The sequence below is a fragment of the Methylobacterium sp. WL6 genome, from assembly GCF_008040095.1.
Classification (GTDB): domain Bacteria; phylum Pseudomonadota; class Alphaproteobacteria; order Rhizobiales; family Beijerinckiaceae; genus Methylobacterium.
In genome coordinates, this window is sequence record NZ_VRVH01000116.1 from 1 (window position 1) to 13,403 (window position 13,403).

Below are 13,403 nucleotides of genomic sequence, written 5' to 3' on the forward strand. Positions count from 1 at the left end.
GGCTCGCTCGCGTCCGCGCCGCGCCGCTCGACGGCAGGCGCCCCGCCGTGCCGGCATCGCAGCGATCGCCGCGAGTCGGCGCCCACATCGTTTCAGCGCAAGAGGATCCTTCGTGGACAACATCATCCAAGGCATCTCCGAGTTTCAGGACAAGGTCTTCCCGGGGCAGCAGGCGATGTACCAGCGGCTGGTCAGGGACGGGCAGCAGCCCAAGGCCCTGATCATCGCCTGCGCCGATTCCCGCGTCTCGCCCGAGCACATCACCCAGGCCGGCCCGGGCGAGCTGTTCGTCTGCCGCAACGCCGGCAACATCGTGCCGCCGTTCTCGACCGCCACCGGCGGCGTCTCCTCGGCGATCGAGTACGCCGTCGTGGCACTCGGCGTCCGCGACGTGGTGGTCTGCGGCCATTCCGATTGCGGCGCGATGAAGGGGCTGATGAGCCCCGAGGCCCTGGCGAGGATGCCCAACGTCGCCGCCTGGCTCCGGCACAGCCACGCGGCCGAGCGGATCGTCTGCGAGGCCTATCCCGCCGACATGGACCCGAAGGAGCGCCACCGGGCGCTCGCCCTGGAGAACGTGATCGTCCAGCTCGCGAACCTGCGCACCCACCCGAGCGTGGCCGCGGGCCTCGCCAAGGGCCAGCTGCGGCTGCACGGCTGGTTCTTCGAGATCGAGACCGGCATTCTGCTGGCCTATGACGGCGAGGCCGGCCGCTTCCTGCCGCTCGACGCCCTCGATTCCGCCGGCGACTTCCCCGTCGCCCAGGGCTCGGCCGTGCGCATGGCGGCGCCGGAATACGCGCCGCCGCAGGCGGCCGCGTAGGGGCCGGGCCGATGCGACCCACCCAAACGCCCCCCGCGCGCATCCTCCCGGCCTCCCTCGCGCGGGACCTGCCGGCCTCCTTCGTCGTGTTCCTCGTGGCGCTGCCGCTGTGCATGGGCATCGCCCTGGCCTCGGGTGTGCCGCCCGAGCGCGGGCTGATCACCGGGATCGTCGGCGGCATCGTCGTCGGACTGCTCGCGGGCTCGCCGCTGCAGGTCAGCGGGCCGGCGGCGGGGCTTGCCGTCATCGTGTTCGAGTTCGTGCGCCAGCACGGGCTCGGGATGCTCGGCCCGGTGCTCGTGCTCGCCGGCGCGGTCCAGGTCGCCTCCGGCGCGCTCCGGGTCGGAGGCTGGTTCCGCGCGATCTCGCCGGCGGTGGTGCACGGGATGCTCGCCGGCATCGGCCTGCTGATCGTGCTCGGCCAGGTCCACGTGCTCACCGACGCCCTGCCGCTGGCCTCGGGCCTCGACAACCTCGTGGCGATCCCGGCCGCGTTCTTCGACTTCGTCACGGGCGAGGGCAACCGCGTCGGCGCCGTCACGGTGGGCCTCGCCACCATCGCGGCGATGATCGCCTGGGAACGCCTGCGGCCGGCGCGGATGAGGATGGTGCCCGGCGCGCTGATCGGCGTCCTCGCCGGCACCGCGGTCGCCGGGCTCGGCGGCCTCGCGGTCAAGCGGATCGAGGTCCCGGACGCGATCCTGTCCACCCTGTCGATGCCGGGGGCGGCGGAGTGGGGCCGGCTGCTCGAGCCGACGATGATCGTGATGGCGTTGACCATCGCCGCCGTCGCCAGCGCCGAGAGCCTGCTGTCGGCGGCCGCCGTCGACCGGATGCACGACGGGCCGCGCACGCAGTACAACCGCGAGCTCGGCGCGCAGGGCGTCGGCAACCTGATCTGCGGCCTGATCGGCAGCCTGCCGATGACCGGGGTGATCGTGCGCTCCTCGGCCAACGTCCAGGCCGGCGCGGCGACGCGGGCCTCGACGGTGATGCACGGGACGTGGATCCTCGCCTTCCTGCTCGCCCTCCCCTGGGTGCTGAAGCTGGTGCCGACGGCCGCGCTCGCCGGCATCCTGGTGGTCACCGGCTGGCGCCTGATCGGGGCCCACCACGCCGTCCACCTGCACGCGCGCTACGGCTGGCTCACCGCCGCGATCTGGCTCGCGACGATGGTGATGGTGGTGGCCACCGACCTGCTCACCGGCGTGCTGGTCGGGCTCGGGCTCAGCCTGCTCCAGGTCATTCCTACGCTGCGCAAGGGCCGCCTGCGGATCGAGCACGCGGCGGCGACGGAGGTGGCGGGGGTGCCGGAACTGCGCCTCTCGGGCTCGGCCACCTTCCTGCAGCTCCCGCACCTCACCGAGGCGCTGGAGCGGACCCCCGAGGGCGGCGAGGTCCGCCTCGGGACGAAGGACCTCGCCCACATCGACCACACCTGCCTGGAGATGATCGGGGACTGGGCGGGACGGCGCGCCGCCTCGGGCACGCGGGTGTCGGTCGTCGGCGGGTTCGGCCGGCCGCACGAGAAGCTCGTCGCGGCCGTGGCGGCACCGTCCAAGGACTGAGCGGCGGACACGCGGGAACGAGGGGACGGAACGACGGGGCCGGCATCGCGCGAGCGGTGCCGGCTCATCGCGTGCCCGAGCCCGCGCGTTCCGGCCTTACGCGTCCGCCGGGACGGCGGCATCCGCGATCGCGAAGAGGGGTGGCTGCAGGGCCCCCGCCTCCGCCACCGGCACCGCCCGCGCCCCGTCCGGGAGGGCGGGCCCCAGAAGGCGCAGGAAATCCTCGGAGGCGGCGACGTCGAGATCGGCCGCCTTGGCGCGGGTCTCGAGGCGGGCGAGGGTGTTCATCGCCGGGCCGAGCACGGTGTACTCGGCGCGCAGCCCATCGTCGAAGACGCCGACGAGGAGGTCGCCGGCATGGAGCGCGACGACGACGCGGAGCGGGAAGTCGCCGGCCTCGGCGCGGGTGCGGTTCAGGGCGGACAGCCGGGTGCGGATCGCGCGGGCGCAGGCCAGCGCGCCGCGGGCCTGCGCCACCGGGCCGCCGACCACGAACTGCGCCAGCACGGCGTCGCCTACATACTTGTCGACGATGCCGTCGTGCTCGGTCACGGCCGCATGCGCCAGGGCGCGGATGGCGAGCAGCGCGCGCACCATCGCCTCGGGCGGGTGCTCGCGGCTCAGGCGCGAGAACCCGCGGACGTCGAGGGCCAGCAGGCAGGCATGGCGCCGGCGTGCCGTTCCGAGGTCGCCGTCGCGGGCGAGCTCGGTCGCGACGCCGTCGGGAACGAAGCGGGCGAGCTGCGTGCGCTCGTGCTCGAGGCGCACGGCCTCGCCGGCGGCGTGGCGCAGGCGCGCGACCCCGTCGACCACCACGACGCTCGCGGCCAGGAAGGTCAGCAGCCCCGGCACCTGCTCGCCGAGATCGACATGCGGGCCGAGGAAGCCGGCCGGGTTGACGAGGCCGACGAGGATCGCGGCGCCCCAGGCGAAGACGACCGTGCCGGAGAACAGGGCCGCGTGCCACACGCGCATGCTGAGCGCGGTCTGCAGCAGCAGCAGGAAGGCCGGCAGCCGGCTCACCGCGTCGGCGGCCCCGCCATCGTCGGCGGCGCCCGCCAGCATGTGCTCGACGAGGACGTAGATCGCCAGCCCGGCGTTCAGCCCGGTGCCGGCCCAGGCGAAGCCTTCCGCGTGGCGCCCCTCCCCGCGCTCGGCCCGGCCGAACCAGACCGAGCCCGCCGCATAGAGGCCGAGGATGAACCAGTGGCTCAGCGCGTGCAGCGAGCCGTCGTAGACCTGCGCCGCCATCAGCAGCACGAGCACGATCACCACGCGCAGGACCAGCAGGCGGCCGCCGGTGGCGCGCTGCATCAGCCGCAGGACGGTGTTCTGGTCCTGCGCGCGCTGTGCGGCCCTGTCGTCGAGCATGAGGCGGGTGCCCGCGCGGGTCGGGACTACCCGGCCCGGCTGAGCCGGCGGGCGCCGCCGAAGCGGTTGAGGAAGCGCGGCTCCTTCTCCGGCGCGATCCGGATGGCGAGGTGCAGCGTGCCGCCCTCCTCCATGCGCCGGTCGAGCACCTCGGCGTTCTCGTAGAGCCAGTGCAGGGCCGCGCCCTCCTCGGGGCCGAGGATGACCGCGAAGGTCGAGCGCGCGCGGGCGATGCGCGCCTCGATCCGCGCGGTCAGCGCCGACAGCCCCTCCCCCGTCAGCGACGAGACCAGCACCGGTGCGGCGCCGTCGCGGTCGTTGCGGTCGTGGGCCGAGAGGTTGGCGAGGCGCGTGCGCTCGCCCTCGTCGAGCAGGTCCGCCTTGTTCCAGACCTCGATGATCCGGTCGGCCGACATCTCGATTCCGAGCTCGCCCAGCACCGTGCCGACATCCTCGGCCTGCGCCTCGGAATCGACGTGGGCGACGTCGCGCACGTGGAGCAGGATGTCGGCCTCGATCACGTCTTCCAGCGTGGCGCGGAAGGCGGCGATCAGGGCGGTCGGCAGGTCGGAGATGAAGCCGACGGTGTCGGACAGGATCACGGTCTCGCCGTGCGGCAGCTTGGTGGCGCGGGCGGTGGGGTCGAGGGTGGCGAACAGCATGTCCTGCGCCACCACCTGCGCCTTGGTCAGGGCGTTGAACAGCGTCGACTTGCCGGCATTGGTGTAGCCGACCAGCGCCACGATCGGGTAGGGCACGCGCGCCCGGCTTTGCCGGTGCAGGCCGCGGGTGCGGGTGACGGCGTCGAGGTCGCGCTCGATCCGCGTCATGCGCTCCTGGATCATGCGCCGGTCGGCCTCGATCTGGGTCTCGCCGGGGCCGCCGAGGAAGCCGAAGCCGCCGCGCTGGCGCTCCAGGTGGGTCCAGGACCGCACCAGCCGCGACTTCTGGTAGGCGAGGTGGGCGTGCTCGACCTGGAGCGTGCCCTCGCGCGTCGAGGCGCGGCGGCCGAAGATCTCGAGGATCAGGCCGGTACGGTCGATGACCTTGGCGCCGAATTCCTTCTCGAGGTTGCGCTGCTGCACCGGCGACAGGGCGCAATCCATCACCACGAGGCCGATCTCGCTCGCCTTGATCAGGCCGGCGATCTCCTCGACGCGGCCCTTGCCGAGATAGGTCGAGGGCCGGATGCGGGCGAGGCTGAGCGGGATCGCCTCGACCACGTCGAGCTCGATCGCGGCGGCCAGCCCCACCGCCTCCTCCAGCCGCGCCTGCGTCGAGCGCGAGACCGGCGCCGGCCCGTGCGGCGACGCGGCCGCGGTGCGGCTGAGGTAGGGACCGATGACGAGGGTGTGGGTCGCGGCGGCGATCTCGCCTTCCGGCGCGGCCATCGCCTGCAGTCGGGCCTCGCCGGAGGTCAGCGTCTCGGTCATGGAATCCTTGAGCCGCCGCCCGTCGGGGCGGCGGCGTGATGCGTTTCGGAACCCCTCAGATGGGGCTGAGCGGCCGGCGAACCAAGATGGCGCGGAGCACGCTCGCGCGGACCGGGGGCCGGCCGCGCGTCAGGAGCGCCCGGTCACGCCTTCTCGGGGGCGGTCTCGTCCGGCTCGAACAGCTGCACGGGATGGCCCGGCATGATCGTCGAGATCGCGTGCTTGTAGACGAGCTGGGAATGGCCGTCGCGGCGAAGCAGCACGCAGAAGTTGTCGAACCAGGTCACCACGCCCTGCAGCTTGACGCCGTTGACGAGGAAGATCGTCAACGGAATCTTGTTCTTGCGGACATGGTTGAGGAAGGTGTCTTGCAGGTTCTGTGCGCGTTCGGCCGCCATCTTCTTGTCCTTTGTTGTCTTGGCGCCCGCCTTCGGGAGCGGGTTTTCGTTCTATCCGCGGCATCGATCCTGCCGCCGCAGCGCTGGTCTTGAGGAGCCCGCCGCGGAGCGGAATCGTGCATTACAGGTTCAATTCCGGCGCCGATGCAAGACCCGAACCGGCTCCGCACGCGACGAACGGGGGTTGCTTCTCACCGCTTCCGTCATCCGCCCGCAAGGCGCTCAGGGGCCGATCCCCAGGGACTTCAGCTTGCGGTGCAGGGCCGAGCGCTCCATGCCGATGAATTCGGCGGTCCGGGAAATGTTTCCCGAGAAGCGGGCGATCTGCGCCACGAGGTATTCGCGCTCGAAGATCTCGCGCGCCTCGCGCAGCGCCAGGCTCATCAGCTTCTCGCCGCCGGCGCCGTTTGGGGTCGTCGGCACCAGGGCGCCGATCTCGGAGGGCAGCATCTCCGAGGTGATCTCCTGGTCCGGGTCGGCCTGCGTCAGGATCATCAGCCGCTCGACGTTGTTCTTGAGCTGGCGCACGTTGCCCGGCCAGTTGTGCGACTGCAGCACCGCCATCGCGTCCTGCCCGATGACCCGGCGCGGCAGCCCGGTCTGGGCCGAGATGTTGTCCATGAAGAACTGGATCAGCTCCGGCACGTCCTCGCGGCGCTCCGAGAGCGAGGGCACGCGGATCGGCACCACCGAGAGCCGGTGGAACAGGTCCTCGCGGAAGCGCCCGGCGGCGATCTCCTCGGCGAGGTCGCGGGAGGAGGACGAGATGATGCGGACGTCAACGTGGACGCGGGTGGTGCCGCCGACGCGCTGGAAGTTCTGGTCGACGAGGACGCGCAGGATCCGGCCTTGCGTCTCGCGCGGCATGTCGGCGACCTCGTCGAGGTAGAGGGTGCCGCCATGCGCCTCCTCCAGCGCGCCGACCCGCCTCCCCTGCTCGCCGCCGGCCTCGACCCCGAACAGCTCCGATTCCATCGTCTCCGGCAGGATCGCGGCCGCGTTGAGCAGCACGAACGGCCCGCTCGCCCGGGCCGAGGCCTTGTGCAGGCCGCGCGCGGCGAGCTCCTTGCCGGAGCCCAGCGCCCCGGTGATCATCACCCGGGCGTTGGTCGGGGCGACGCGGTCCAGCGTCTGGCGCAGCTGGTTGATCGCCACCGAGCCGCCGACGATGCGGTTGGCGGTGCCGGAGCGCGCGGTGAGGTCGCGGACCTCGCGCCGCAGGCGCGAGGCCTCGAGCGCGCGCTCGGCCACCAGGATCAGCCGGTCGGCCTTGAACGGCTTCTCGATGAAGTCGTAGGCGCCCGCCTTGATCGCCGAGACCGCGGTCTCGATGTTGCCGTGGCCCGAGATCATCACCACCGGCAGGTCCGGGTGGGACGCCTTGATCAGGTCGAGCACCTGCAGGCCGTCGAGGCGCGAGCCCTGCAGCCAGATGTCGAGGAAGACGAGGTGGGGGCGGCGCGCCTCGATCGCGGCGAGTGCCTCGTCGGAGCTGCCCGCGGTGCGCGAGCGGTGGCCTTCGTCGTCGAGGATGCCGGCGACCAGGTCGCGGATGTCGGCCTCGTCGTCGACCACCAGGATATCGGCGCTCATGGCTGCATCTCCGCAATCTCTCGGGGGGCCGTCGTCGCGGCGCCCTTCTCGTCAGGGTTGGGGCGGGCCGGGCCCGCGACCGCGTCGTCCGCGGGCGACAGCGCGCGGGGCACGCGCATGCGCACCTGGCCGCCGCGGCCGGCGGGGTTGTCGTTCAGCTCGATCCCGCCGCCGTGCTCTTCCAGCACCTTGCTCACGATCGCCAGCCCGAGGCCGGTGCCGCCCTCGCGGGTCGTCATGTAGGGCTCCAGCAGGCGCTGGCGCCCCTCGACGGGAAATCCCTTGCCGTTGTCGGTCACCGCGATCGTGGCGAAGCCCTCCTCGACGGTGAGGCTCAAGCCGATCTTGCCCTTGCCGAGCTCGGCCTCCGGCACCTCGGCCACCGCCTCGACGGCGTTCTTGAGGATGTTGGTGATCACCTGGCTCAGCAGGCGGATGTCGAAGGCCGCGGTGATCTTCTCGGCCTCCGCCGTGCCGGTGCCGCCGAGGCCGTGCGCGGTGAAGGCGAAGTCGATGTCGGGGTGCGCCACCCGCATCATGAACAGGTTCTGCTTGGCGATCTCGGTGAGGTCGTTCTCGGCGATCGCGGGCTTGGGCATCCGGGCGAAGGAGGAGAACTCGTCGACCATGCGCTTGATCTCGTCGACCTGGCGGATGATCGTCGCGGTGCACTGGTCGAACACCTCCTTGTCGGCGGTGATGACCTTGCCGTACTTGCGCCGGATGCGCTCGGCCGAGAGCTGGATCGGGGTCAGCGGGTTCTTGATCTCGTGGGCGATGCGGCGCGCGACGTCCGCCCAGGCGGAGGTGCGCTGGGCCGAGACGAGGTCGGTGATGTCGTCGGCGGTCACCACGAAGCCGCGCGCGCCGCCCTGCGCCTGCTCGCTGGTGACCCGCACCGCGATGGTGCGCTCGCGCCCGCCCCGCGTGAGCTGGATCTGGTGCGCCTGCGCGCGCTGGCGCCCCTCGGCGCCGGGCAGGAGCGGGGCGAGCTCCGGCACCGCGTCGGACAGGCGCTGGCCGACGAGCGCGCCGTCGGCGAGATCGAGCATCCGCTCGGCGGCCGGGTTCGCGATGGTGACGAAGCCAGCGGCATCGACGCCGACGACGCCGGGCGAGACCCCCGACAGCACGGCCTCGGTGAAGCGCCGGCGGCGGTCGATCAGGTCGCTCGCCGCGGTCAGCCCGGCATGCTGGCGGCGCAGCTCCTGCGTCATCTTGTTGAAGCTCTCGCCGAGATGAGCGAGGTCGCCGTCGGTCTTCCGCGCCGGAACTTGAGCGTAGAAGTTGCCCGAGGCGACCTGGTCGGCGGCGTTGATCAGGCGGCGGATCGGGGCGACGAAGCGGTTGGCGAAGTTCATCCCGAACCACACCGCCGAGAGCAGCGCGATCAGCGCGATCAGCACGAAGATCGAGGCGAAGGTCACCTGGATCGAGGTGCGCAGCGAATCGTAGGTGAGGTACTCGGCCGCCGCCGCGCGCGACACGCCGGGGAAGTCGATGGCGAGCTGGTTGACCTCGCGCTGCACCAGCAGCACCGCGTCGTCGTAGGCCGGCATCCGGAACATCGCCGCGAAGACGCGGCCCTCGGTCGGCAGCAGGCAGATCGGGTCGCTGGACTTGGCCGCGTCCTCGAAGGCGGCGGCCGAGGGCAGGCGCGTCGTCTTGAGCACGTCGATCTTGGCGCGCGCCACCACCTCGTTCGGCCCGCGCATGATCTGGGCGACCGGCAGGCCGAGATTGGTCGCGCGGGTGGTGAGGAAGCCCTCGAACCAGTCGCGGTTGACGTCGAAGTTCGGCCGCGCCCGGGTCAGGTCGTCGTTGAGGATGCGGATCTCGCGCGCCAGCGACTGGCACTGGTTCTCCTGGTAGGCGTCGGCCACCTCGACGGATTTCAGCACCACGTCGCGGACCCGGTCGGTGAAGCCGAGGGAGAGGCCGCGGTCGATCGTCACCGAGGCGACGACGGCCAGCAGGCAGGTCGGCAGGATCGCGATCAGCGAGAACAGGCCGACGATGCGGGTGTGGAGCCGGGCCACCGCCGCGTTGGCGCGCCGCGCATGCAGGAAGACCCGCGCCTCCCAGGCGATGATCACCGCGAGCCCGAGCACCAGGGCGACGTTGATGGCGAGGAGGGTGACGCCGATCGTCGGCGTCGGCGTCACGCGGATGACGCCGGCCAGCACCAGGAAGGTGGCGATCGCCGAGATCAGGGCGGTGACGACCACCCCGGCGCCGATCCAGCCGGGCCCGCGCGGCCCCGCCCGCAGCGCGTCGGGGACGGAGGCACCGCCCTCGTCGGGCCTCGCCGACGGGGCCTCCGAAGTCCTGGATCGCAGAAACGGCATGGCTGATGCAGAGCCACCACAGTGTGGCGAAATTATTACGAATCGGGCATTCGCCCGGTCGCGCCGCGCGCTCGGCGCTCCGGCCGCGACGCTTCGGCCTCCGCGCGCGCTTGGACCCCGGGCCGGACGATGCTATCCCGGTCGGCGGAGGCGAACGGGGTCTGGTGGCCCTCCTGGTCTTCAAAACCAGTGGTACGCCCAAAGCGTACGGTGGGTTCGATTCCCATCCGCTTCCGCCAACCGCCCTCCCCCGTATCGATCCACGCGCCCCTCCGGACGGGGCTCGCGCCTTGGTGCGGACGGCCGTCGCGGCTAGGACGCGACGGACCTGTCCCGGACGCGGTTTTCCTGATGTTCTCGACCCTGATGGTCGTGCTGCCGATCTTCGCGCTGATCTTCGCGGGGTGGCTGGTGCGGCGGCTCGACGTGCTCGGCGACGGCGCCACGGCGGAGCTCAACCGCTACGTCGTCTACCTGGCGCTGCCGGCGCTGCTCTTCGACGTGATCGCCCACACCCATGCCGCCGAGATCTGGCAGCCCGGCTTCATCGCGGTGTTCGGCCTGAGCAGCGTGATCGTCTTCGCCGCCACCGTGACGTTCCGCCTGCGCCGGCCGCTGCCGCTTGCGGACGCGGCGATCGACGGCCTCAACGCGGCCTACGCCAACACCGGGTTCATGGGCTTTCCCCTGGCGCTGGTGGCGCTCGGCCCGGCGGCGCTGGCGCCGACCACCATCGCCGCGATCATGACCGTCTGCGTGGTGTTCGCGCTCGCCATCGTCCTGATCGAGATCGGGCTTCAGGCCGAGGGGCGGCGCTCCGACCTGGCCCTGAAGGTCGCCCGCTCGCTCGTGCGCAACCCGCTGCTGATCGCGCCCGCCCTCGGCGCGCTGGTCCCGCTCTCGGGCGCGGCCGTGCCGCTTCCCGCCGAGACCTTCCTGAAGCTGCTCGGCGGCTCGGCCGCCCCGTGCGCGCTCGTCGCGCTCGGCTTGTTCCTCGCCCGCCCGAGGGTGTCGGACGAACGCCCGGTCGCCGCGACCGCCCTGCTCGTCGGGCTCAAGCTCGTGGCGCATCCGCTGCTGGCCTACGGCCTCGCGCGTGCCTTCGGCCTGCCGCCGCTGCTGCTGCACACCGCCGTGCTGATGGCGGCTTTGCCGACCGGGACCGGACCGTTCATGCTCGCCGAGTTCTACCGGCGCGAGGCCGCCGTGACCTCGAACGTCGTGCTGGTCTCGACGATCGTCTCGATCCTCACCGTCTCGGGCTACCTCGCCGCCATCCGCTGACCGGGGGATACGGCTGTGGCCGCACCGCAACGCCCGGGGCGCGAGCGGCGCCACGGTTCGATTCCTGTCTTGTTATTGTGTTACATCCGCATAATGAAACATTATAACATGATGTGACGAGGCGTGATGCGAAGCGGGCAAGCGAGATTCCGGGCGACGCTGTTGGGACTGAGCCTGGGCCTGCTGCCGGGTGCGGCGCGGGCGCAGGACGCGGTCGCCCTGTCCGAGCTCAGCGTCACCACGGCGAGCCCGATCCAGCCCGGGCCGAAGGCGGCGCCCGAGGCGAGCCTGCCGGCGGGCATCCTGCCGGTGGCCGTCGACACCTTCTCGCCGGTGACGGTGGTGACGCGCGACCAGATCGCCCGCGAGCAGCCGCGCACGCTCGGTGACGCGCTGATGGACCGGCCTGGCATCTCGGCCTCGACCTACGCGCCGGGCGCGGCCAGCCGGCCGATCATCCGCGGCCTCGACAACAGCCGGGTGCGGATCCAGGAGAACGGCGTCGGCATCCAGGACGTCTCGGAGCTCGGCGAGGACCACGGCGTGCCGATCAACCCGCTGGTCTCCGACCGGATCGAGGTGATCCGCGGGCCCGCGACCCTGCGCTACGGCAGCCAGGCGATCGGCGGCGTGGTCTCCTCCGAGAACAACCGCGTGCCGACCTTCATCCCGCCGCGCGGCTATGCCGGCCAGGTCACCACCGGCTATTCCAGCGTCGACAACGGTCGGCTCGTGGCCGGCACCGTCGATGCGGGCTCGGAGAACGTCGCGGTCCATGCCGACGGCTTCCGGACCGGCGCCGACAGCTACGACACGCCCGCCGGCATCCAGGCCAACTCCGCCAACCGCTCGCAGGGCGGCGCGGTCGGCATGTCGGTGATCGGCGACCGCGGCTTCGTCGGGATCTCGTACAGCCACTACGACGCGCTCTACCAGATCCCCGGCGGCGAGGCGGCCGAGAGCCGCACGCGCCTGAACCCGAACCAGGACCGGGTGCTGGCGCGCGGCGAAGTTCGGCCGCTCGAGGGACCGTTCGAGGTGATCCGGTTCTGGGCCGGGGGCTCGGTCTACAAGCACCAGGAGATCGGCCTCGGCGAGGACGGGCTCGACGGGGTGCAGGCGACCTTCAAGAACCGCGAGGCCGAGGGCCGCGTCGAGCTGCAGCACGTGCCGGTCTTCACCGCCCTCGGCACGCTGACCGGGGCGCTCGGGCTCCAGGCCGGGCGGCGCGAGATCGGGACCTCGGGCGAGGCCGGCACCCTGCTGGCACCGACCGATTCCCGCTCGAACGCCGTCTACCTGTTCGAGGAGCTGAACGTCGGCCACGGCCTGCGCTTCCAGGCCGCCGGGCGGATCGAGGGCGACCGCTCCACCGGCACGGCGACGCAGTTCCCGGGGAGCTACCTGCCGGTCGAGGGCGAGGATCCGCTCGCCTTCGGGCGGCGGCGCAAGTTCGCCCCCAAGAGCCTCAGCTTCGGCGCCCTGCAGGACCTGCCCTACGGCTTCGTCGCGAGCCTGAACGGGTCCTACGTCGAGCGCGCGCCCACCGCCTTCGAGCTGTACTCGCGCGGGGCGCACGACGCGACCGCGACCTTCGAGATCGGCGATCCCGACCTCAAGAAGGAGCGGGCGCGCACCGTCGAGGCCAGCATCCGCCGGGCGGAAGGTCCGCTGCGCCTCGACGCGACGGGCTACTACACCCGCTACACCGGCTTCATCTACAAGCGCGAGACCGGCACCCGCTGCGGCGACGACTTCGCCTCCTGCGGCTCCGACGACGCACTGCAGCAGATCGTCTACTCCCAGCGCAACGCCACCTTCTACGGTGCCGAGATCGGCGCGCAGCTCGACCTGATCCCGGTGGGCGACGGCTGGGCCGGCCTCGAGGCGCAGTACGACTTCGTCCGCGCGCAGTTCGACGACGACACCTACGTGCCGCGGATCCCGCCCCACCGGGTCGGCGGCGGCGCGTTCGTGCGGGCGGACGGCTGGTACGCCCGCGTCTTCCTGCTGCACGCCTTCGCCCACACCGAGGTCGCGCCGCTGGAGACGACAACGCCCGGCTTCGACGACCTGCGCGCCGAGGTGAGCTACACCAAGCCCCTCGACCCGGCGGTCTACGGCGCGAGCGCGGTGACGCTCGGCCTTGCCGGCCGCAACCTGCTCGACGACCGCATCCGCAACTCGGCCTCGTTCAAGAAGGACGAGATCCTGCTCGCCGGGCGCAACGTCCGGATCTTCCTGACCGCGCGGTTCTGACCCGCTCAGGAACCCGCGGCCTCAGCCGTGGCAGGCGCAGCCCGAATGGCCGCAGCCGGCATGGTCCGGGTGGCCGGCGGCGCAGTCCTCGCAGCAGAAGGTCTTGCCCGCGCGCGCGATGCCATGGCCCGGCGCGACCTCGCAGACGCAGTCGGGGCAGGCGCAGGGGACGGTCTCGGAGTCGGTCGGTGCCATCGGTCTCGCGTCCTGATCCGCGCCTCGGAATGCGGCCGGGACCGGAACGTTACAACCGGCGCGTGCATCCGGTCCAGGACGCGAGCGCAGCCGGGCCCGGTCGCGAACGCGCTCCCGGCGCCGTCCCCGGC

10 protein-coding genes and 1 tRNA gene are annotated in these 13,403 nt (G+C 72.1%); 5 read left to right on the forward strand and 6 right to left on the reverse strand.

Going from position 1 to position 13,403, the window contains the following annotated elements; genetic code table 11:
• Positions 1 to 112: 112 nt before the first annotated feature.
• Together FV230_RS15795 and FV230_RS15800 are read left to right on the forward strand one after the other, a co-directional pair.
• Positions 113 to 823, forward strand: coding sequence for a carbonic anhydrase (locus FV230_RS15795; protein ID WP_147730031.1), 711 nt, complete (start codon positions 113 to 115; stop codon positions 821 to 823).
• Between the two features lie 11 nt (positions 824 to 834).
• Entirely contained in the window at positions 835 to 2,391 is a 1,557-nt protein-coding gene (locus FV230_RS15800; RefSeq protein ID WP_147843070.1) for a SulP family inorganic anion transporter, read from the forward strand.
• A gap of 96 nt (positions 2,392 to 2,487) precedes the next feature.
• On the opposite strand, the gene FV230_RS15805 is transcribed toward FV230_RS15800, so the two are convergent.
• From FV230_RS15805 to FV230_RS15825, 5 genes are all read right to left on the reverse strand, one after another.
• Complete coding sequence (locus FV230_RS15805) at positions 2,488 to 3,762, reverse strand: adenylate/guanylate cyclase domain-containing protein (protein ID WP_147843071.1); 1,275 nt, start codon at positions 3,760 to 3,762, stop codon at positions 2,488 to 2,490.
• Positions 3,763 to 3,788: 26 nt separating this feature from the next.
• Positions 3,789 to 5,195, reverse strand: a complete 1,407-nt coding sequence (gene hflX / locus FV230_RS15810; RefSeq protein WP_147843072.1) for a GTPase HflX — start codon at positions 5,193 to 5,195, stop codon at positions 3,789 to 3,791.
• 143 nt (positions 5,196 to 5,338) lie between these two features.
• Positions 5,339 to 5,593 (reverse strand): RNA chaperone Hfq, encoded by a 255-nt coding sequence (gene hfq / locus FV230_RS15815; protein ID WP_066925253.1) that lies wholly within the window; start codon positions 5,591 to 5,593, stop codon positions 5,339 to 5,341.
• 222 nt (positions 5,594 to 5,815) lie between these two features.
• The gene (locus tag FV230_RS15820) at positions 5,816 to 7,186 is read right to left on the reverse strand and encodes a sigma-54 dependent transcriptional regulator (RefSeq protein WP_147726345.1); all 1,371 of its coding nucleotides are present in this window, start codon (positions 7,184 to 7,186) and stop codon (positions 5,816 to 5,818) included.
• A complete protein-coding gene (locus FV230_RS15825) occupies positions 7,183 to 9,534 on the reverse strand; it encodes a PAS domain-containing sensor histidine kinase (RefSeq protein WP_147843073.1) in 2,352 nt (783 codons plus the stop codon). The genes FV230_RS15820 and FV230_RS15825 overlap by 4 nt, the downstream gene beginning before the upstream one ends.
• 146 nt (positions 9,535 to 9,680) lie before the next feature.
• Here FV230_RS15825 and FV230_RS15830 point away from each other — a divergent pair.
• The 3 genes from FV230_RS15830 to FV230_RS15840 all read left to right on the forward strand — a co-directional run bounded on the left by FV230_RS15830 (position 9,681) and on the right by FV230_RS15840 (position 13,077).
• Positions 9,681 to 9,773: transfer RNA gene (locus tag FV230_RS15830), tRNA-Sec, on the forward strand.
• 112 nt (positions 9,774 to 9,885) lie between these two features.
• Positions 9,886 to 10,818, forward strand: coding sequence for an AEC family transporter (locus tag FV230_RS15835; protein ID WP_147843074.1), 933 nt, complete (start codon positions 9,886 to 9,888; stop codon positions 10,816 to 10,818).
• A 126-nt stretch (positions 10,819 to 10,944) separates the two neighbouring features.
• Entirely contained in the window at positions 10,945 to 13,077 is a 2,133-nt protein-coding gene (locus FV230_RS15840) for a TonB-dependent receptor (protein WP_147843075.1), read from the forward strand.
• Positions 13,078 to 13,098: 21 nt separating this feature from the next.
• Here FV230_RS15840 and FV230_RS15845 read toward each other — a convergent pair whose 3' ends face one another.
• Positions 13,099 to 13,272, reverse strand: coding sequence for a metallothionein (locus tag FV230_RS15845; protein WP_147843076.1), 174 nt, complete (start codon positions 13,270 to 13,272; stop codon positions 13,099 to 13,101).
• Positions 13,273 to 13,403: the final 131 nt, after the last annotated feature.

Bases quoted from the DNA above. Each gene is read 5' to 3' on its own strand.
- FV230_RS15800 (WP_147843070.1), top strand. From the start codon at position 835: ATGCGACCCACCCAAACGCCCCCCGCGCGCATCCTCCCGGCCTCCCTC.
- FV230_RS15805 (WP_147843071.1), bottom strand. From the start codon at position 3,762: ATGCTCGACGACAGGGCCGCACAGCGCGCGCAGGACCAGAACACCGTC.
- hflX (WP_147843072.1), bottom strand. From the start codon at position 5,195: ATGACCGAGACGCTGACCTCCGGCGAGGCCCGACTGCAGGCGATGGCC.
- hfq (WP_066925253.1), bottom strand. From the start codon at position 5,593: ATGGCGGCCGAACGCGCACAGAACCTGCAAGACACCTTCCTCAACCAT.
- FV230_RS15820 (WP_147726345.1), bottom strand. From the start codon at position 7,186: ATGAGCGCCGATATCCTGGTGGTCGACGACGAGGCCGACATCCGCGAC.
- FV230_RS15825 (WP_147843073.1), bottom strand. From the start codon at position 9,534: ATGCCGTTTCTGCGATCCAGGACTTCGGAGGCCCCGTCGGCGAGGCCC.
- FV230_RS15835 (WP_147843074.1), top strand. From the start codon at position 9,886: ATGTTCTCGACCCTGATGGTCGTGCTGCCGATCTTCGCGCTGATCTTC.
- FV230_RS15840 (WP_147843075.1), top strand. From the start codon at position 10,945: ATGCGAAGCGGGCAAGCGAGATTCCGGGCGACGCTGTTGGGACTGAGC.
- FV230_RS15845 (WP_147843076.1), bottom strand. From the start codon at position 13,272: ATGGCACCGACCGACTCCGAGACCGTCCCCTGCGCCTGCCCCGACTGC.